21 protein-coding genes and 1 tRNA gene are annotated in these 19,885 nt (G+C 37.5%); 9 read left to right on the plus strand and 13 right to left on the minus strand.

All coding sequences use genetic code 11. From position 1 onward, the window contains the following. Positions 1–43: 43 nt before the first annotated feature. Positions 44–637 carry a hypothetical protein gene (locus tag ACPDHL_RS14520; protein ID WP_430533468.1) on the minus strand — a complete coding sequence of 198 codons (594 nt, stop codon included), beginning with the start codon at positions 635–637 and terminating at the stop codon, positions 44–46. A 143-nt stretch (positions 638–780) separates the two neighbouring features. Then, positions 781–854, minus strand: a tRNA-Met gene (locus tag ACPDHL_RS14525). Positions 855–1,003: 149 nt separating this feature from the next. Between ACPDHL_RS14525 and ACPDHL_RS14530 the strand changes: the two genes are divergently transcribed. Together ACPDHL_RS14530 and ACPDHL_RS14535 are read left to right on the plus strand one after the other, a co-directional pair. Then, positions 1,004–1,390: an START-like domain-containing protein gene (locus ACPDHL_RS14530; protein ID WP_182626239.1), complete on the plus strand. Its 387-nt coding sequence runs from the start codon at positions 1,004–1,006 to the stop codon at positions 1,388–1,390. Between the two features lie 54 nt (positions 1,391–1,444). Continuing rightward, complete coding sequence (locus tag ACPDHL_RS14535) at positions 1,445–2,290, plus strand: aminotransferase class IV (protein WP_430533469.1); 846 nt, start codon at positions 1,445–1,447, stop codon at positions 2,288–2,290. Positions 2,291–2,568: 278 nt separating this feature from the next. Here the strand turns inward: ACPDHL_RS14535 and ACPDHL_RS14540 are convergent, their stop codons facing one another. From ACPDHL_RS14540 to ACPDHL_RS14560, 5 genes are all read right to left on the minus strand, one after another. Further along, positions 2,569–3,132, minus strand: a complete 564-nt coding sequence (locus ACPDHL_RS14540; protein WP_430533470.1) for a YqgE/AlgH family protein — start codon at positions 3,130–3,132, stop codon at positions 2,569–2,571. A 98-nt stretch (positions 3,133–3,230) separates the two neighbouring features. Then, a complete protein-coding gene (locus ACPDHL_RS14545) occupies positions 3,231–3,506 on the minus strand; it encodes an HU family DNA-binding protein (protein ID WP_002986040.1) in 276 nt (91 codons plus the stop codon). 155 nt (positions 3,507–3,661) lie between these two features. Then, positions 3,662–4,612, minus strand: a complete 951-nt coding sequence (gene fmt, locus ACPDHL_RS14550) for a methionyl-tRNA formyltransferase (RefSeq protein WP_430533471.1) — start codon at positions 4,610–4,612, stop codon at positions 3,662–3,664. After that, positions 4,612–6,516, minus strand: coding sequence for a RecQ family ATP-dependent DNA helicase (locus tag ACPDHL_RS14555; protein WP_430533472.1), 1,905 nt, complete (start codon positions 6,514–6,516; stop codon positions 4,612–4,614). Before ACPDHL_RS14555 ends, fmt begins: the two co-directional genes overlap by 1 nt. 75 nt (positions 6,517–6,591) lie before the next feature. After that, entirely contained in the window at positions 6,592–7,125 is a 534-nt protein-coding gene (locus tag ACPDHL_RS14560) for an AAA family ATPase (RefSeq protein ID WP_430533473.1), read from the minus strand. Positions 7,126–7,523: 398 nt separating this feature from the next. On the opposite strand from ACPDHL_RS14560, the gene ACPDHL_RS14565 reads away from it, so the two are divergent. The 3 genes from ACPDHL_RS14565 to murA all read left to right on the plus strand — a co-directional run bounded on the left by ACPDHL_RS14565 (position 7,524) and on the right by murA (position 9,931). Beyond that, positions 7,524–7,808 carry a DUF493 family protein gene (locus ACPDHL_RS14565; RefSeq protein WP_430533474.1) on the plus strand — a complete coding sequence of 95 codons (285 nt, stop codon included), beginning with the start codon at positions 7,524–7,526 and terminating at the stop codon, positions 7,806–7,808. Positions 7,809–7,883: 75 nt separating this feature from the next. Beyond that, positions 7,884–8,621: a DUF4290 domain-containing protein gene (locus tag ACPDHL_RS14570; RefSeq protein ID WP_430533475.1), complete on the plus strand. Its 738-nt coding sequence runs from the start codon at positions 7,884–7,886 to the stop codon at positions 8,619–8,621. Beyond that, complete coding sequence (murA, locus tag ACPDHL_RS14575; RefSeq protein ID WP_430533476.1) at positions 8,618–9,931, plus strand: UDP-N-acetylglucosamine 1-carboxyvinyltransferase; 1,314 nt, start codon at positions 8,618–8,620, stop codon at positions 9,929–9,931. The genes ACPDHL_RS14570 and murA overlap by 4 nt, the downstream gene beginning before the upstream one ends. Positions 9,932–9,986: 55 nt before the next feature. Here murA and ACPDHL_RS14580 read toward each other — a convergent pair whose 3' ends face one another. Beyond that, on the minus strand, positions 9,987–12,410 hold the full coding sequence (locus ACPDHL_RS14580; RefSeq protein ID WP_430533477.1) for an alpha/beta hydrolase family protein: 2,424 nt from the start codon (positions 12,408–12,410) through the stop codon (positions 9,987–9,989). A 130-nt stretch (positions 12,411–12,540) separates the two neighbouring features. Here ACPDHL_RS14580 and ACPDHL_RS14585 point away from each other — a divergent pair, with 130 nt between their 5' ends. Together ACPDHL_RS14585 and ACPDHL_RS14590 are read left to right on the plus strand one after the other, a co-directional pair. Next, the gene (locus tag ACPDHL_RS14585; RefSeq protein WP_430533478.1) at positions 12,541–13,545 is read left to right on the plus strand and encodes a 3-oxoacyl-ACP synthase III family protein; all 1,005 of its coding nucleotides are present in this window, start codon (positions 12,541–12,543) and stop codon (positions 13,543–13,545) included. Between the two features lie 36 nt (positions 13,546–13,581). Further along, positions 13,582–14,259 (plus strand): sterol desaturase family protein, encoded by a 678-nt coding sequence (locus ACPDHL_RS14590; RefSeq protein WP_430533479.1) that lies wholly within the window; start codon positions 13,582–13,584, stop codon positions 14,257–14,259. A 393-nt stretch (positions 14,260–14,652) separates the two neighbouring features. Here the strand turns inward: ACPDHL_RS14590 and ACPDHL_RS14595 are convergent, their stop codons facing one another. The 5 genes from ACPDHL_RS14595 to ACPDHL_RS14615 all read right to left on the minus strand — a co-directional run bounded on the left by ACPDHL_RS14595 (position 14,653) and on the right by ACPDHL_RS14615 (position 18,313). After that, positions 14,653–15,543, minus strand: coding sequence for an endonuclease I family protein (locus ACPDHL_RS14595; RefSeq protein WP_430533480.1), 891 nt, complete (start codon positions 15,541–15,543; stop codon positions 14,653–14,655). A 24-nt stretch (positions 15,544–15,567) separates the two neighbouring features. After that, positions 15,568–16,782: an RsmB/NOP family class I SAM-dependent RNA methyltransferase gene (locus ACPDHL_RS14600; protein WP_430533481.1), complete on the minus strand. Its 1,215-nt coding sequence runs from the start codon at positions 16,780–16,782 to the stop codon at positions 15,568–15,570. An 82-nt stretch (positions 16,783–16,864) separates the two neighbouring features. Next, positions 16,865–17,299 carry a hypothetical protein gene (locus ACPDHL_RS14605; protein ID WP_430533482.1) on the minus strand — a complete coding sequence of 145 codons (435 nt, stop codon included), beginning with the start codon at positions 17,297–17,299 and terminating at the stop codon, positions 16,865–16,867. Between the two features lie 7 nt (positions 17,300–17,306). Then, on the minus strand, positions 17,307–17,720 hold the full coding sequence (locus ACPDHL_RS14610; protein ID WP_430533483.1) for a hypothetical protein: 414 nt from the start codon (positions 17,718–17,720) through the stop codon (positions 17,307–17,309). 44 nt (positions 17,721–17,764) lie between these two features. Beyond that, positions 17,765–18,313, minus strand: coding sequence for an RNA polymerase sigma factor (locus tag ACPDHL_RS14615; protein ID WP_430533484.1), 549 nt, complete (start codon positions 18,311–18,313; stop codon positions 17,765–17,767). 166 nt (positions 18,314–18,479) lie between these two features. Between ACPDHL_RS14615 and ACPDHL_RS14620 the strand changes: the two genes are divergently transcribed. Together ACPDHL_RS14620 and ACPDHL_RS14625 are read left to right on the plus strand one after the other, a co-directional pair. Further along, positions 18,480–19,148 (plus strand): HAD family hydrolase, encoded by a 669-nt coding sequence (locus tag ACPDHL_RS14620; RefSeq protein ID WP_430533485.1) that lies wholly within the window; start codon positions 18,480–18,482, stop codon positions 19,146–19,148. Between the two features lie 101 nt (positions 19,149–19,249). Continuing rightward, positions 19,250–19,765 carry a DUF2892 domain-containing protein gene (locus tag ACPDHL_RS14625; protein WP_182626227.1) on the plus strand — a complete coding sequence of 172 codons (516 nt, stop codon included), beginning with the start codon at positions 19,250–19,252 and terminating at the stop codon, positions 19,763–19,765. The last annotated feature ends 120 nt before the right edge of the window (positions 19,766–19,885 follow it).

The following is a 19,885-nucleotide window of genomic DNA, read 5'->3' on the forward strand; positions in this document are numbered from 1 at the left end:
GTCTTTCTAATTCTTTTCATAAGTCAAAGATAAGTTTTTATGCTTAACTCTTTGTCCAGACTAAGTTAGCAAGTCCACTATAATTATATTCTCTGATTGCGCTTGAGATAAATTCTTCTTCTCTTTGATTAATGTACTTTGTTTTTCCTCCTAATTTTTTATTTAGAAAATCGATTACTATGTCTAAAATTATAGATCTTAATCTTTGTGCATTTTCTGAATCTGTAAGAAGCATACCTATATTTAAAAAGGCCTTATATGTGAATGTGCCTAGAATAGAAGTTTTGTTTAGGCTATCTATTTCATTTCCATAAATTTGTTTTATGGTGACGACATCGATGTCGTTACCATCTTCTTTTGCTAAAAATGATAAAATATGGTCTTTAAATTGTTTTAGCTTAACGCCATTATAAACCTCATATCCGCTGTAAATAAGCTCTTCTTTGTTGTTTTCTAAGATTCTATCAATTGTTCGAGTATCAACATCAAAATATTGTGCTACCTGACTTTTAGTAAAACGATATTTGTTTTCAAACATCAAACCATAAAAACCAAGATTTATGTATATTTCTTCTATTGCTTGGTTATTATTTAATATGTTTTTTCTCTCAATACTTGAGTTAGTCAAATCTTTCATAGTGATAGAAGATTAAAATTGTTGTTTCACAAATTTAGCGAATTTTTGATCAATAATTTTTAAAGAGAATTGGGGCAAGAGAAAACAGATATATGTATATAAATAAAAAAGGACATAGTTACGTGACTATGTCCTTATGTAAGTAGCGAAGACGGGAGTTGAACCCGTGACCTCAGGGTTATGAATCCTGCGCTCTAACCGACTGAGCTACCTCGCCATTTTTCGGTTTAAGATTCCTTTTTTAGGAATGCGAGTGCAAAGTTACTATAATTTTCAAACAAACCAAACGGAAGCCTTCTTAAAAAATATTTTTTTATTAGCAAAATATGTTTATATTCGAGGAATTATAACTTTTTAAGTACAGCTATGAAAGAAAAATATGAGTTAGAATTTTCTATAAATTCATCCCCTCAATTGTTATATCAATACGTGTCAGATCCTTCAGGATTAAGTGAATGGTTTGCTGATAACGTAAATTCAAGAGGAGAGGTTTATTCTTTTATATGGGGGGATTCGGAAGAAAAAGCAAGAGTAGTTACACGAAAAACAGACGAAAGAGTACGTTACAGATGGTTGGACGAAGATGGAGAAGACACAGAGTACTACTTTGAAATAAAAATAATCCGCGATGAGTTGACCAAAGATGTCACGATTATCGTAACCGATTTTGCAGTAGCAGATGAAATAGATGAATCAAAACAATTGTGGGAAAATCAAATTATGGATTTAAAACAAGTCCTAGGATCTGCTTAAATTCCATAAAATATAACTTATATTTGCCGTTAATAGTAATCACAAATTAGAACTATGATTAATGTTAACGGCAAACTTGTTTCTACTACAGACCTAGCCCTAGAAAATAACCGCGGCTTTTTATATGGAGACGCTGTTTTTGAAACAGTTAGAGTCCTAGATAAAAAAGTGTTATTCGCTGAAGATCACTACTTTAGATTGATGTCTTCCATGCGAATCATGCGCATGGAAATTCCCATGCACTTTACCTTAGAAAACTTCCAAGAAGAAATAATAAAAACAGTTGATGCGACGACAAGCCAAGCGAAAGCTTTTCGAGTACGCCTGACGGTTTATCGAGAGGCAACAGGGAAGTACTTACCCCAAGAAAATAAAACCATCGGATTTGTCGCTACAGCAGAAGCATTGGAAGAGGCATTGTACACCTTCCAAGACCAAGCGTATGAGGTAGAATTATACAAAGATTTTTACGTGGCTGCCAATCTGTTGTCTACCGTAAAAACAACTAATCGAGCAGTGAATGTATTAGCTAGTATTTTCGCCTCAGAAAACGACTACCAAAATTGCTTGCTAGTCAATGATAAAAAGAATATCATCGAAGCGGTCAACGGAAATTTATTTGTGGTGAGTCAAAATACAATTAAAACCCCGCCTTTGGACGAAGGTTGTGTAAAAGGTGTAATGCGAAAGCAAATCATTGAACTACTCGCAAAACACCCTAATTTGACCTTAGAGGAGAGTCCGATCTCACCTTTTGAATTGCAAAAGGCAGACGAGATCTTTATTACCAATGTAATCGTGGGAATCCAACCTGTAACCAAATACAGAAAGAAAACCTTTACGACCCAAGTGTCTAAAGAGTTATTGGATCGCTTAAATGCGAAAATTCGATTAATGTAGGTTTTTAGGGTGATGGGAGATGAGAAATGGGAGATGAGTAAATTCTGAATATAAGAAGAGATGGCTTGCAATTGCAAGCCATCTCTTCTTATATTGGTTTACAGCTCACAGTTTAAAAAAAGAGAGTTAATTTAATGATTGAAAATTCACTCTTCACTCTTTCACAGATTAAAAAAAGAAAGTTTCTCTAGTGATTGAAAAAATCACCCTTCTCCCATCTCCCATTTCTCTTTTCTCTTTTCCCATTTCTTTTTCCCCATTTCTCTTTTCCAAAAAAATCAATTCAAATTAGGATTTTCTGGTGCATTGGACCAGATGCTAAAATCTTTTCCCAGTGTTTGTAGGGCTTGTTTCCAATAGGTTTTGGTGGGTTGTTCTAGAGGGTTAAAACGCAGGGATTGGGTTTTGATCCAATGTTGGTTGGAGAGTTCTATTTCCAATTGGCCGTTGTCCCAGCCAGCATAGCCCATAAAAAAACGCAGGTCTAGATGGGTGAGAAGTCCCATTTCAATGTGATTGAAAATACTCGCAAAGTCGCCTCCCCAATACAGTTGATCGGTAATAGCAATACTATCGGGAATAAGATCAGGGCATTTGTGAATGCAAAATAGGCGATCGGATTCAACGGGACCACCGTGATAAATCGTAAAGGCACCATTGCTTTCGGGTACAAGCTCACTGAGTATATAGGGAGTTGGTTTATTTAGAATAAAGCCCATACAACCATCAATATTGTGATCCGTTAATAGAATCACCGACTGATTAAATTCTACATCATTGGGATTGTAGGCAGAGGGTAGTGCAATTAAATAATCCCCTTTGTTGATCTCGTGTTGTGTCATAGTATAGGCATAAAAAAAAGTCTCATTATACAATATAATAAGACTTTTTTAATTTTTTACTATTTTGATGTGTTTATCTACATAAACAAAGTCAGTAATTACTTGTTTACAGATCCTTCTAATTCAGACCCAGCTTTAAATTTAACTACTTTTTTAGCAGCAATTTTGATTGTTTTTCCAGTTTGTGGGTTTCTTCCTTCTCTAGCAGCTCTTTCAGATACTGACCATGAACCGAAACCTACTAATGAAATTTTGTCTCCTTTAGCTAAAGTAGATTCAACGTTAGATAAGAAAGATTCTAAAGCTTTTTTAGCTGCAACTTTACTGATCTCTGCATCTTTTGCGATAGCATCGATTAATTCTGTTTTGTTCATAATAATTTTTTTTAAAGGTTAACTTTATTAACGTTCTTCTTACAAATTTAGGGTTATAAAGTTATAAAACAAGCTTTTTCCAAAAAAAAAACGAATTAGAATATCTTTTTTTGTGTTAAGGTTCTATGTGAAGTATTCCATTAAATGAAAAGGATTTATAAAACGATAGTGTTTTCGCTAAAATTCTGTCCATTTAATACTTCGTTTGCTAACATCATTTTCTTGCCTGGTAATTGTAATTTTACGAGGTTTAAGAAGCCATTATTTACCGCAGCTTTGATTGTTTTTTTTGTTGTAATTATTTGGCCAATAGGTAGTTGGTGTTCTTCTTCTTCAAAGTGAGCTTCGTAGATTTTGATGTTCCATTCCTGCTGTGAATCGCGGTCTTCTAGCATGCACCAAGCTGCTGGATAAGGGCTTAGCCCACGGATTAACTGCTCAATTTCAGCTCCCGTTTTACTGAAATCAATCTTACAGTTGTCTCGGTTTAATTTATAGGCCGTTTTTGTGTCTTCAGCGGGCTGATGAACTACTTTTACCTCTCCCTTTTGAATTAATTGCAGGGTTTCTACGACTGTTTCAGCGCCTAAAACCATCAGGCGATCGTGTAACTCGCCTGCATTTTCTTTAGCTCCAATAGGAGTTTCTTTTTTAAGAATAATGGCTCCCGTATCGATTTTTTCGTCGATAAAGAAGGTTGTTACTCCTGTTTTGGTCTCCCCATTAATGATCGCCCAATTGATGGGAGCTGCCCCTCTATAATCCGGTAGGAGTGAAGCGTGAAGGTTGAAAGTACCCAATGCAGGCATTTGCCATACCGCCGCAGGGAGCATGCGGAAAGCAACCACCACTTGTAAATTAGCTTGATACGAGGCTAACTCCTCCAAAAAAGCTTCGTCTTTTAAATTCGTAGGCTGTAAAATAGGGAGTTCTTTTGTTAGAGCATACTCTTTTACTGCCGAATACTTCAGTTTTTGTCCTCGTCCCGCAGGTCGATCTGGCGCTGTGATCACAGCGACAATATTGAAGTTATGTTGATACATCGCATCGAGAATCCCAACAGCAAAGTCAGGGGTTCCCATAAAAATGATACGCAAGTCTTTCATTATATTAAGCTATATTGATTTTTATTATTCAGTTTAATTTTTTGTTGTTCCAACAAGATTTGCAAGACGAGAAGGAGGTCTTTCATGGCAAGGTTTAGTGCTGTTTCCAACTCAAGAGCCGATGCCGCTTGCTCGCGTTGTAAATGTTGTACGACAAGTTCTTTTACATGAGCGATGTTTCCTTCAGGTTTTTTTTGATTGGCCTGTAAACAAGTGGAACAACTACCACAGTCTTGCTCTAGCGTTTCATCAAAGTAGCGCAAGATGATTTTGTTTTTACAAATATCGTCATTTTGTGCGTAAAAGTAAATGGCTTGGTATTGGTCTAGTTTTAATTTATTCTGCTGCTCCAAGAAAGGAAATGTTCTGTAAATCGTTTTGTCTTCCTCCCATGCTTCGAGAAAGGTGAGTTCCAAGTCGTGTTCCTCTGGAGTAAAGAGACATAACTGCTCTTCATGCCAGTGTTGCAAACATTCTTGAATAAACAGTAAGGGTTCACCCGTCTGTTCGCTGATAAAAGCTAAGTTAATCGGCGTATTGTATTCGTGAATACCCGGATAATGGCGAATAATCTGCAACAATACCTGTTCTTGTCGCTCATTGTCATAGACATAGTCCAACAATTCACTACTGCTAACAATAAATTGTACTTGCGTTTTGTTGTTCGAATTAGGGGTTAGTTTACATATCCCTTGACGATCTAAAAACTGCAAGGCATTATAGGTCAGTGTGTAGGGAAAGCTATACTGCAAACAGAACTGGTTGAAGCTAAACGAATAAGCCGTATTATACCCTTCGCCAAGTCCAATGCTCAAGTAGTTGTTGAGCTTGCGATACACCAGCTTTAGAAAATGCTTGTCAAAGAGATTTTCTTTGCCCCAATCTGCTACAGTTTTAGGTTCATGAGGAGAAACGAGTAAAGATGCGAAAGCCTTGGATTCATCTCTTCCTGCTCTTCCTGCTTCCTGATAATAATTCTCTAGGTTTTCAGGCAGTTGAAGGTGGATGACATTGCGTACATTCTTTTTGTCAATCCCCATGCCGAAAGCATTGGTCGCCACCATAATAGGGGTCTTCTCTGAAAGCCAATCATCCAATCGCTTCTTCTTTTCAAACGTATTCAGTCCGCCGTGAAAAAAGTTGGCGCTAAAGTTCTTCTGATTGAGGCGTTGGGCCAATACTTGAGTTTCCTTTCTACTGCGTACATAAATAATAGCTGGGAAAGGGTTTTTCTGTAGAATTCGCTCGACGATAGCTTCTTTGTTTTCTACCTTATACACCCCATAGAGGAGGTTACTGCGGTAAAAACTCTTGGTAAATAAGGCGACGTCCTTTAGCTCAAGATGCATACAGATATCCGAAATGACGCGTTTATTTGCCGATCCCGTTAAGGCGATCATGGGTACGGGTGGAAAAAGTTTTCGCAGCTGATTGATTTTGAGATAAGCGGGGCGAAAATCATTTCCCCATTGTGAAATACAATGTGCTTCATCTACCGCGATCAGACTCACTTTTAGATTCTGAATGCGCTCCAATAACCAGGTTTGCTCCAAACGCTCTGGAGAGAGATACAACAGTTTATAGTCGCCATAAAGGCAATTGTCTAAAATAGCATCAATATCCGTAAGGGAGGTTCCTCCAACAATAGCGGCCGCTTTAATTCCAAGTGCATCGAGCGTATTGACCTGATCCTGCATCAAAGCCACCAAAGGCGAAATGACCAAACAAGTACCTGGTAGAAGCAAAGCAGGAATCTGAAAGCAAACACTTTTCCCCCCTCCCGTAGGAAGCAAGGCAAAGGTGTCTTTTTTTTGTAAAACAGACGCGATGATCTCTTCTTGTGGTTCACGAAAAGAAGTGTGTTTCCAGTATTGTTGAAGTAAATCGATCGGCTTTTTTATCATGGAATGGCAGGTTTGTACGTTTGACTAAGGTAGTCAAAAATGTAAAAAGGATTGCAATGACAATCCTTTTTTATATTATACTCGGTCTAAGATAAATTCTACTCTTTTCGCAATGGTTTCGCGGGGAACCTCGATCAAATCATATCCGTAATTTTTGTAGGTATCTACTAGATAACGGTGAATAAGATTTGCTTGTTCAAAAGATTCATAACGCTGATCATCACTCACATAGATGTTCTCCCAAGGTGGCAGTAAGAAAATTTGGTGATACAAGTGATTCTTACAAGCGAGATCAAAACTTTCTGGATACGTGTCTCCTTTGTAGTGCATATAGGCCAATACATCGGGAATTCCCCTGTCGATAAAAACGAGATTTGCCTCTTCAGCAACCGCACTTTTATGTTGATCAATTCTACCTTCTAGTAATAGTTGACTAAATAATAAAGGGTCCGTTAAAAAAAGTTGATCAATTCCTTTCTCTTGTGCCTTCTTTGTAACTTCTCTTGATATTTCAGGATAACACGTATACCCCTTCTCAATTAATTCATTGATTATAGTTGTCTTACCGGATCCTGGTCCTCCGATTATTAAAACGAGTTTAGTATTCATTTCTACGTAAAAAAATAAGAAAGGGGCAAAAGTAAGATAAAAAGTCGGGATAACTTGTCTTTTGTTTGTTGCATTTTTGTTATTTGTGTGGGCAAAGGTGAGATTTGGTGAGGATTTGGATTAGGCTTTGTTCGACACTCCTAGGACAATGCTTGGAGAATACTAGGGAAACATGGCTTTTTGTCGGAGGAATGTCGAAGGAATGTCGAAGGAATGTCAAAGAAGTATTGAAACAGTTATATTAAAAACTCTTTTTGGAGGGAAGGTTTAGTTTTTATTCGTTGCCCTTTGATGGAGAAGTCAAGCTAGCTGAAGATTTATTATTTCTTTCTGTAAAAACAAAAATCCGCGCTCAATAACTCTCAACCAAAATCCGTATATTTGCATGAAAACAATGTATGGATACTAAAACGAAAGAATTTTACGAAAGCTTAAAGGAAAAGTTAGAGTTTGAGAGAAGTTGGCCGAATGAATATTTATTCAAATTCATTGTGCCGGCGGAAGAGCAAAAGATTGCTCAAATTGAACGCGCTTTTGACGGGATGAACCCTGTAATTAACTTCCGTAACTCGAGTAAAGGTACCTTTACCAGTGTCTCGATAAAAGTACATATGACCAGTGCGCAAGCCATTGTAGATAAATATATTGAATTATCGACAATTGAAGGGTTATTATCGCTATAAAAAATTGATATATCCTAGAAAGTTTCCTATTTTTATAGCTCAGGCCAATCGCCAAACTTTGTAAACACCAATTAGATGAAATTTAACTCCGCAGAAGCAGTAACACACTTAGGCTACAATACAGCCACAAATAAACTAGTTATTCCCGATTATGGACGTCATCTCCAGATTATGATTGAACAAATCGTATTGATAGAAGATGCAGAAGAACGAAATAAAGCCGCAAATTACGCCATTCGCGTGATGGGGGATATGAACCCACATTTGCGTGATGTTCCTGATTTTCAGCATAAATTATGGGATCAACTCTTTATGATTTCCGATTTTAAACTCGATGTTCCTTGTCCTTTTCCAATTGCGACAAGAGAAACGGTGTATGCAAAACCCGAAGTTTTACCTTATCCTAAAAAACAGCTGAACTATCGTTACTATGGGAATAATATCAAAAGTATGATTGCGGAAGCCTTGAAATTTGAAGAAGGGGAGATGCGAGATGCGTTGATCATAGTGATTGCAAATCACATGAAAAAAAGTTACCTCAGTTGGAACAAAGACAATGTAAAGGATGAAGTTATTTTTGAGCATTTAGCTGAACTTTCTGGCGGAAAAATCAATCTATCGAAACAAGAAGAGGAATTGTCTACAACGGCAAACTTGATTCAGGTGAACCGTAAACAGTCAAATAAAAGTAATTATTCCAATACCAATAATGCGAATAATACGAATAATACGAATCAAAAAGGCAATAACAACAACAATAACAATAAAAAATACAGCAAGCACAATTATCAAGCAAAAGGTAAAAAGCAATGAGTACATTTAGAATTGAAGGAGGGCATCAGCTAAAAGGTGAAGTACATGCGCAAGGGGCTAAAAACGAGGCTTTACAAGTGCTTTGTGCGGTATTGTTAACCAATGAGAGCGTGGTAATCTCCAATATTCCCGATATTATTGACGTCAATAAGTTAATCGAGTTGTTGGGCTCTTTGGGAGTGAAAATAGAGCGATTAGCACCTAATAAAATGGCTTTTCAAGCAGATAACCTCAATATGGATTACCTGACTTCTGAAGATTTTAAAGCAGGAGGAAAGGCTTTGCGAGGATCTATCATGATGGTAGGACCGCTTTTAGGTCGTTTTGGTAAAGGGTATATCCCCAAACCAGGAGGAGATAAAATTGGAAGACGCAGATTAGATACACACTTTGAAGGGTTTATTAAATTAGGCGCAACATTTAGATATAACAGAGAAGAATATTTTTATGGCGTAGAAGCGGAACAATTGGTTGGTGCTGATATGTTGTTAGAGGAAGCTTCTGTTACAGGAACAGCCAATATTATCATGGCAGCTGTATTAGCAAAGGGAACAACAACCATTTACAATGCGGCTTGTGAACCGTATTTGCAACAGTTGTGTAAAATGCTAAACAGCATGGGCGCTAAGATTACAGGGGTTGGATCTAATTTTCTTACAATTGAAGGAGTAGAACAATTGCAAGGATGTGAACACCGCATTTTACCAGATATGATCGAAATCGGATCGTGGATTGGATTGGCGGCTATGACGAAAAGTGAATTGACAATCAAAAATGTAGGTTGGGAACACCTTGGTGTAATTCCAACTACTTTTAGACGATTGGGGATTCAATTGGAAAAAAGAGGCGATGATATTTATATTCCCGCACATACAGCTGGATATGAAATCCAAAGTTTTATTGATGGATCAATTTTGACCATTGCCGATTCACCGTGGCCAGGACTTACTCCGGATTTGTTGAGTGTATTACTTGTAGTGGCTACACAAGCTAGAGGAGAGGTATTAATTCACCAAAAGATGTTTGAAAGCCGTTTGTTCTTTGTCGATAAGTTAATTGATATGGGAGCGAAGATTATCTTGTGTGATCCACACCGTGCCGTAGTTATTGGACATGATTTTAAATCCCAATTGAAAGCTACGCGTATGTCATCACCAGATATTCGTGCAGGAATCTCCTTGTTGATTGCGGCTTTATCTGCGCAAGGAACAAGTGTGATTCAAAATATTGATCAAATTGATCGCGGATATGAGCGAATTGATGAACGTTTACGTGCATTAGGAGCAAAGATTGAACGCGTTGATGAATGATAATAATAAAACAATAGTATAAAAAAAGCTCAGCATTTGCTGAGCTTTTTTTATACTATTGTTTGTTCTTTAAATACTTTTCAAGAAACTGATCTTGTTCCCATAAAAGATGTAAGATGTTTTCTTTTGCAACATATCCGTGGCTTTCCTTTGGTAAGATAACCATACGCACGGGTGCGCCTAATCCTTTTAACGCTTGGAAGTAACGTTCTGTTTGTAAGGTGAATGTTCCTGGGTTATTATCGGCTTCACCATGTACTAATAGCATTGGAGTTTTCATTTTATCTGCATTCATGAAAGGCGACATGGTGTTGTACACTTGAGGCACCTCCCAATAGTTGCGTTGTTCCGTTTGGAATCCAAAAGGAGTCAATGTTCTGTTGTATGCTCCACTGCGTGCAATTCCCACAGCAAATAGATCCGAATGCGTCAGTAAGTTTGCTGTCATAAAAGCACCATAAGAATGTCCACCCACACCAACTTTTGAACGGTCAATATAGCCTAAAGCATCCACTGCATCAATAGCTGCTTTACCATTGGCAACCAATTGTTCGATATAGGTATCATTGGGTTCTTCTGTTCCTTCTCCAACAATAGGGAAAGCCGCATCATCTAACACAGCATAGCCTTTCGTTACCCAGTATACAAATGATCCATAGTAAGGGAAGGTAAATTCACTCGAGTTTGATGTTACTTGTCCCGCACTGTTTTTATCTTTGTATTCTGTTGGGTATGCCCAGATCAATAAAGGTAATTTTTCCGTTTTATTTTTTCTGTCGTAGTTGGCTGGTAAGTAAAGTGTACCCGATAATTCCAAACCATCTGCGCGTTTGTAGGTAATCACTTCTTTGTATACGCCATTCAAGCTCTCAAATGGATTTTTGAAGTCCGTAATTGGAGTCAAATCATTTTTCTTCTTAATGTTTCTAAAGTAGTAGTTCGGATATTCTGTTGGTGACTGAATCGATACTAAAACCAATCCTTTTTTAATATCCTCAATGGATTGAATATTCTCTTTTTTTGTTGTATAGGCCGATTGGTATAGACGTTTTGTTTTTAACGTCGTTAAATCAAACTCATCGATAAAAGGGAACTGTCCTTTGGGTGTATAACCATCGCCAAGTAAAAACATTTTGTTATTCTCAATAGCTAAGGTATAGCGACCATATTCATTTCGCTTAGTCTCGAAAGTTCCTGGATCACTGTACACATCCTGTTCGTTTCTGTCCTCAATTTTAATTGGATTGGGATTGGATGTCGATGGATTAAGTAAGAACTGTCTGATATTTCTCGTGTCATACCATTGATCCGCTACCACGGCTACTTGGTCGTTCCCCCAGGTAATGCCCGCATAGCGCTGTCCTAATTTTACCAGTGATTTTGGCGCAGCTGTAAAAGGAGCTTCCCAAGTAAATACTTCATCTCTAAATTCAATTTCCTTTGCAGGATCTCCCCCGTCTAACGCTTCAACAAACGCTAAAGTTGCCGGTTGATCTGCACGCCATTGCATATTTCTCTTTCCCTCGCGAACTGCCATAAATCCCTTTGGCATAATTTCGCTTAAAGGAATAGTATTAACTTCTTGAACCAAGGTTCCATCAGCTTTGTAAACCGTTGTTTTCATCGGAAAACGGTTGAGGGGAACAAGATAAGAAAACGGTTTCTCTAAGGTGGTTAACATCAGGTAATTCCCGTCAGGAGAAAACGATTCGCTCGCATACATGGCTGCTTCTTTGAAAAGTTTTTTATTACCTTGTAAATCAATTAAATATAGCTCAGATGTTACCAAAGTTTCGAAATTGGCTTCGTCTGTTTTGTTTTTCAATAAATCTTGGTAGGTTCTGTTTTGAGAAACAACCCCTTCTTCACTAATCGAAACAATCGGACCTGTTGGTAAATTCTTTTTTGTATCGATTAATGCAGGTCGATTTGCAGGAATTACACTCACTAGCACTTGTTGATTGTCTTTCATCCAAGTAATCGGATTCCCTAAATTGGCATTCAAATTAGCGGAGCTTAGTTTTTTTGCTTCTGCTGTTTTGAAATCTAATACCCATAGCTCCACACCAGTTGCCACTGTATTGGTGAAGGCAATTTTTGTTTGATCTGGAGAAACCGTCACATTGGAAATTCTCGGATTAGCTGGTAGTCCCTTGACCTGAATTTCTTTTTTGTCTTTTACTTTTCTAACTTTTAGGTTGTCAATGTAAGTTAAGGTGCTGGAAATGTTGGTGTTTACATCGATTCGTAAACCGCCTAATCGCATCTCTTCTACATTTAAGTCATCAAGTGTTTTGTACGTACTGCGGTAACTCAAAAGCATATATTCCATATTGCTATCCATAAAGATAGAAGGGGCGCGTTCGAATTCTGCTAGTTGCAAAATTTCTTGCGAAGGCTTTTGATAGGTTACATTTTCTTGTGCAAACATAGATGTAATTAAAAAAAGAGAGAATAAAGAAGTTTTTAAAATCTTCATTTTTTTGTTTGTTTTAGTTTATCCGAGCAATATACGTGGAATATTTAAAAAAGAAACCGTTTTTTTAGTTGATGTTTTTTAAAATACACAAAAAACTTACCTTTGCTTTAACAAATTAAACCAGATAAGTATGTTTAGATCAAAGATTTCGGGTCTAGGTTACTATGTGCCCGAACATGTGGTAACGAATGACGATTTGTCAAAAGTTATGGATACAAATAACGAGTGGATTGTTGAACGAACAGGAATCCACGAACGTAGACATAAGCTATTAGCAGAAGATACTACTTCGGGAATGGGAGTGAAAGCGGCTAAAAAAGCAATGGAACGAGCAGGAGTAGAGGCTAAGGATATCGACTTTGTTGTATTTGCTACGTTGAGTCCTGATTACTACTTTCCAGGGCCTGGGGTTCTGTTACAAAAAGAATTAGGTCTAAATACAGTAGCTGCTTTAGATATTAGAGCGCAGTGTTCGGGGTTTATCTATGCCCTATCTGTTGCAGATCAATATATTAAAACGGGCATGTATAAAACGGTGTTGGTTGTAGGATCTGAAGTACATTCTGCAGGATTAGATATGACAACCAGAGGAAGAGCAGTATCCGTTATTTTTGGAGATGGAGCAGGAGCAGCGATTTTAACGCGCTCTGAGGATGAATCAGGTATTTTATCTACTCATATTCATTCTCAAGGAGAACATGCAGAAGAATTGGCTCTAATTGCCCCAGGTATGGGAGGGCGATGGGTGTCTGATATTTTAAAAGACAACGATCCAGATGATTTGAGCTATATGCCATATATGAATGGGCAATTTGTATTCAAAAATGCCGTGGTGCGATTCAGTGAAGTGATCTTAGAAGGATTAGAAGCAAATAAACTACAGGTATCCGATATTGATATGTTGATTCCACATCAAGCGAATTTGAGAATTTCTCAATTTATTCAACAAAAATTTGGATTATCGGACGATCAGGTACACAACAATATCCAAAAATACGGCAATACAACAGCGGCATCTGTGCCTATTGCCCTAACGGAAGCTTGGGAAGAGGGCAAGATTAAAAAAGGAGATTTAGTGGTTTTAGCTGCTTTTGGAAGTGGTTTTACTTGGGGAAGTGTTGTGTTAAAGTGGTAAAATTTTTTATCTTAGCTAGAAAAGTAGTTAAGAAATATGAAATTTGATAAAATAAACAACAAAGGACAAGCGAGACTATTTGAAAATCCCTATTTAGAAATGTTGACAAAAGGACACCCCGCAGTAATCTGGGGGATGTATATTCCCCTCTTGTCTTATGTGGTTTATGTAGGGTATACCGATTATGATTTAAGCGTTCAGCACCTCATCTTACTCTTTTTGGGTGGTATGTTGTTCTGGACGTTTTTTGAATATTTAGCCCATCGTTATCTGTTTCACCTGATTAGCGAGAAGCACAATCTACAGCGTTTTGCCTATATTATGCACGGCAATCACCACCATTTTCCACGCGATAGACAGCGTTTGTTTATGCCTCCAGTACCGAGTATTATCTTAGCCTCCCTTTTGTTTGGCTTGCAGTATCTGCTCTTGGGGCGCTATACTTTCGGTTTTTATCCTGGATTTATTATTGGTTATCTGCTTTATGCTTCTATGCATTATGCGATTCACGCCTTTGCACCCCCCTTTAAATTTATGAAACCCCTTTGGCGAAATCACCATTTGCACCATTATAAAAATGAAGAATTGGGTTTTGGTGTTAGCAATACGTTTTGGGATCGCGTTTTTGGAACCATGTTTGACTTGTCCAAAGAAAAAGAAGACAAAGAAAAGGTGAAGGAATTGATGTTTGAAAAGAAAAAAGGTAAGTGGTGAATGGTGAGTGGTAAGTGGTGAGTGGTAAGTGGTGAGTGGTGAGTGGTGAGTGGTAAGTGGTGAGTGGTGAGTGGTAAGTGGTGAATGGTGAGTGGTGAGTGGTGAGTGGTAAGTGGTGAATGGTGAGTGGTGAGTGGTAAGTGGTAAGTGGTGAATGGTGAGTGGTGAGTGGTGAGTGGTGAGTGGTGAGTGGTGAATGGTGAGTGGTGAGTGGTGAGTGGGGAACGAGCAATGAGCAACGAGCAACGAGCAACGAGCAATGAGCAACGAGCAACGAGCAACGAGCAATGAGCAATGAACAACGAACACTTATAACAAGAGAGGGCTTGCAATTGCAAACCCTCTCTTGTTATATCCAGAGAAATCTACTCATTTCTCATTTCTCATTTCCCATCACCATGTATTCTCTGCTTCAGGACCACCCCACAGCTTGGTCGCTAGGTGTGGATTATCGATAAACGGGTTTCGATTCCCTTGAATTTCAGGTTTGCTCAAATACTCATTGCGTTGAATTTCAATGGCTGAAACCGGATCTTCCGCATTCCATTGCAGGAGTAGGTTGATCATGTTTTTATCACGGCTATTGGTTTGACCCACGGCTACATTGGTAGGTAAGCATTGGGTCGGGTAGCGCAAGTACATATACAACATCATACGAGCTACATCACCTTTCCACTCATCACCAGGGTACCATCCATTTGCAACGTCTCCTGATACGCCAGTACCTGCTGCAAATTTTTTATTTCCTCGTTGTGCATTCCATTGCACATCTGCTGGTCGAATATGATGCGCATCTTCATTAGCACCTGAACTCGAGTTTTTTAAGTTTGGTGTACCTAGTGATCTCGCATAGGTATGTTCTCTATTCCATTCGTTATTGCGTCCACCATGTTGATTTTTACCTCTAGCATACGCTTTTTCTCCTTTGAGTACACCTTTGTGACCATACAACAGATACACCTCATTTTTGGCAGGTGTTAAATCTGTAACCTTTAGTACGTCCCATAAGCCATTGTAGGTCAAACGATGGCTGTGTTTAACTGTGGTTAACTTTCCTAGATCTGCTTGTAAATCCGCACTTTCTTTTTGAAAATCAATAGTTGCATAGTAAGCTGCTACTGTTTCCGGTAGGTGATAGATTACGTTGGGTTGTGGATCTGGATCTGTTGTACCTGGATCTGTTGTACCTGGATCAATATCAGAAATAGATTGTGCTGAATTTGGCGAACACCCGCATCCCAAGAGTAAAGAGGCAAACCCAATAAAGAGGATATACTTTCTCATAGTTGTACTAGTTTAATTCTCAATTTATTTGATTCGTTCCAATAAGGCCATATAGAACCCATCAAAACCTGTTTGGTGTGCCAATACTTTGTGGTCTTTAATAAATTTGAATCCTTGGCCTTGTTCAGAAGCTAGGAATTTTTCAATTTGCTTTTCATTTTCAGAAGGCAAAATGGAACAAGTAGCATAAACGATATTTCCACCTATTTTGACTATTTTCGAGTAGTCTTGTAGGATTTGCTGCTGTACTTTTTTGATTTCCTCAACAAATTCAGGTTGCAATTTCCACTTAGTATCTGGGTTACGCTTGATTACCCCTAAACCACTACAAGGAGCATCAATCAGAACGCGATCGGCTTTTTCGTGTAGTTTTTTAATGGTTTTCGTTCCCTCAATAATGCGGTATTCAATATTGAAAGCCCCATTTCTTTTGGCTCTGATTTTTAGCTGTTTTTGTTTGCTTTCGTAAATGTCCATCGCAATAATTTGCCCTTTGTTTTCCATTAACGAAGCCATGTGAAGCGTTTTTCCTCCAGCACCTGCACAGGTATCTACCACGCGCATGCCTGGTTGTATTCCCAAGAAAGGAGCTACTAGTTGAGAAGAAGCATCTTGAACCTCAAATAATCCTTCTTTAAATGCGTCAGTCAAAAAGACATTTGCTCTTTCTTTTAGAATTAAAGCATCAGGATACTCTTCAGGTTGAATAGTCTCAATGTCTAAATCCATTAAGATAGCATGCAATTTTTTGCGTGTTGTTTTCAATGTATTCACGCGTAAAATAACTTGAGCTTGTTGATTTTGAGCCGCAATTTCTTTAGACCAAAGTTCTTCACCCAATTCTTTTACACCTAATTCATCCATCCAATCCGGAATAGCTTCTTTGAATTTTCTGATTTTACTTAGTTCGTCAAATCTACCTTTGATTCTGCGAAGTGGAGCATTTTCAAAATACTTCCAATCCGGTAAATTATATCCTCTTAATACAGCCCAAACCGTAAAAATACGCCAAGCATCATCGCGAGTATAAGGTTCCTTTACCTCTGCGATTTCGGTGTATAATCTCTTCCAACGTACAATTTCGTATATTGTTTCTGCAACGAATTTTCGGTCTGCACTTCCCCAACGCTTGTCTTTTTTCAAGGCACGCGCAACTACTTTGTCAGCGTATTCCCCTTCGTTGAAAATTAATAAGATAGAGTCAATAACGGTAAAAACTAAGTTTCTGTGTAATCTCATTATATAAATAAATAAAATAGCCTACAAATATAGGTCTTTTGTAGGCTAGGTTTGGTAGATTTTGCTATTTTTTATTCATAGCTTATTTTTTGTCTTTGTACTTTTTGAGTAATTTTCGATTAAAATCATCTTCTGCTTTTTTCAATAAGAGGATTTTTTTGTTCGATAAGATCTTTTTACAATCCGTAATAAACTGGCTTCGAAGGGAACAGTATTCTTCTTCAAATGTTTCTAACGCAAGCACTTTTTCCGTGGCTTGTTTTTCTGTGAGTTTTTCAAGATCTTGCGTCTCATTGGATTTGATGTAATGGATAACCTCTGAGTGTCTTAATTTGGTTAGTTTATTGTCGTACGTATTGTAAATCGGCCAAAATTTCTCTGCTTCCTCACTAGTTAGATTTAAAACAGAAGAAATATGGGCAATTTTTAATGATTTTATTTGATCCGAAGAGTGATGCTGTGCATAACTGAGAGACGAAAAGCTTAATAGGATAAATAACAATAGAAATCTTTTCATAATATAATTAATAATTTAAGTAGTAATCAAGATCAATATTCGTTTGAACATATTCATTAATCTCATTTTGATTAATTTGAATAGCCTGTTCAAGTTCTTTGATGTCACCTTCGTCAAAAGCTTGAATAAATTCATTGGACAACGTATAGGAAGGGTTGTATTCTAAATACGTTTCCAAAGCTTCATTGCTAATAGAGGAAGCCAGTTGCGTTTTGATAAAAAGACCCAGTCCCACCAAAAGAGTTAAGGTGGCAGCGATAGCAATAAAATAGCGTGGAGTAAACGAGATAAGACGGCTTGGCTTTTGATTTTCCTTCTCTTTGATTCGCTCAAAAAGACGTTGATCAAAAGATTCCAAGTACCCTTCTGGGAGCTTGAAACCGTCTTTTCTATTGTCGTGAACATTGTGGTTCGTTATCATTTTTATATACTTCTACTATTTAGACTGATTTTTAGTACAAAGGTTTAATGGGCTTGTAAAAAAATTTCTATTTTTTTTACTGCATGGTGATAAGAGGCTTTTAATGCTCCTACAGAAGTATCGAGAATGGCTGAGATACTGTTGTAATCGAGTTCCTGAAAATAGCGCATTTTAAATACCAATTGTTGTTTTTCGGGTAGCGTAGCAATGGCTTGGTGCAATAAAATGCTTGCTTGATCGCCATTGAAAAAAGGGTCAGCTTCCAATTCATCTACTTTTTGCTGGTTGTATTCTTCTGAGGTAATTTTTTGCAACTTGCTTTTTTGTTTTAAAAAATCCAAGGCTTGATTGGTGGCAATGCGGTACAACCAAGAAGAAAGCTTGCTATTTCCTTTGAAACCAGCTATATTTTCGTAAGCTTTGATAAAGGTTTCCTGTAGAATATCATCGGTGTCATCGTGATCCAAAACAAGGGAGCGAATGTGATAGTAGAGCTTGACCTTGTTTTGAGCAACAAGATCGCGAAAAGCAGCCTCTTTGGTAGTGGCATTTTGCAGTTGTTGCACGAATTGTTCTTCTTCAGCGGCTGACAAGGGGATACGGTGTTTATTTTTGGTAAGGTGTAAACGTAAAAATACTAAAAAGAGTCGAGGGAAATACAAAAAAATAACGGTAATTTGATTGTACCACAATAAAACACGATTTATGGACTAGTCTGTCTAGCAAAAAACCGCTTACCTTTGCACAAAAATAGAAGATATGTTACGTACAGTTATTTTTGATATGGATGGGGTGATTGTGGATACAGAGCCTGTACATCGTTATGCGTATTACCAACACTTTAGTGAATTGGGAATTGAGGTTCCAGAAGAGATGTATACTTCATTTACAGGATTCTCAACTAAAAATACGTATCAAAAAATAAAGGAATACTTTCCCTTATCACAGGAAGTCAATGATTTGGTCAATCGTAAACGCTCTTTATTCAACGAGGCGTTTGATACCAAACCCGATTTGGAACTCATTGAAGGGGTACGCGATTTAATTGTACACCTACATCAGCAGGATATTGAACTTATTTTGGGCTCTTCGGCATCAAAAAGTACAATAAACCGCGTATTTAATCGCTTTGAATTATTTCCATACTTTACCCATATTGTCAGTGGAGAGGATTTTCCAAAATCCAAACCCGACCCTGCCATCTTTATCCAAGCGGCTTCGTTGGCAAAAGTAAACGACAAGGCACATTGTTTGGTGATTGAAGATAGTACCAATGGAATTAAAGCTGCCAATGCGGCGGGAATTAAAGTGCTGGGGTACCAAAGTCAGAATTCGAAACAACAGGATTACAGTACCGCTGATTTTGTTATAGAATCCTTTTTAGACGTCCAACCCAAACATTTATTTCACTTGTTTCAATCCAAATAGAATCTCAGCGAATAGAAATAGGCAATAGGTTTATGAGGAATAATTTTTATCCTACGCTTATTTTTTTAATTTTGCATTCTTAATGAAGTTAATTCTAGCATATGTTTCATAGGTATATTAAATTAGGTATCGCAGCACTATTATTAGCAACGGCTGTTTGGCAATTTTCAGAATCAAATATTGGAAATGGAATTTTCCTCTTGTTCTTGATGGGGCTTGTTATACTCTTGTATTTCAAAAATGAGTTCATCCTCTTGTCTTTCTTGAAATTGAGAAAACAAGATTTTGAAGGAGCTGAAAAATGGTTGAAGCGAATTAAGAATCCTGAAACAGCATTAGTGCGTAAACAAAATGGATATTACAATTACTTGATGGGAATCATGACCTCTCAAACCAACTTAAATGCGTCTGAGAAATACATGAAGAAAGCCATTGAGTTAGGATTAAATATGGATCAAGACTTAGCCATGGCTAAATTGCAATTAGCTGGTATTTCAATGACCAAACGCAGAAAGATAGAAGCAACGAAATTGTTAAGCGAAGCTCAAAAATTAGATAAGCAAGGCATGCTGAAGGATCAAATTAAAATGATGAAGGAGCAAATGAAACGCCTGTAAAAGATAGAAAAACCACATCTTAGATGTGGTTTTTTATTGACGGTTTATGGCTTACCATTAAAGGTAAACAAATCTAAATAGCAAATCAACCATTTATTTAAATGGTTGATTTTTTTATTG

The organism is Myroides sp. C15-4 (assembly GCF_050522745.1).
GTDB lineage: Bacteria > Bacteroidota > Bacteroidia > Flavobacteriales > Flavobacteriaceae > Flavobacterium.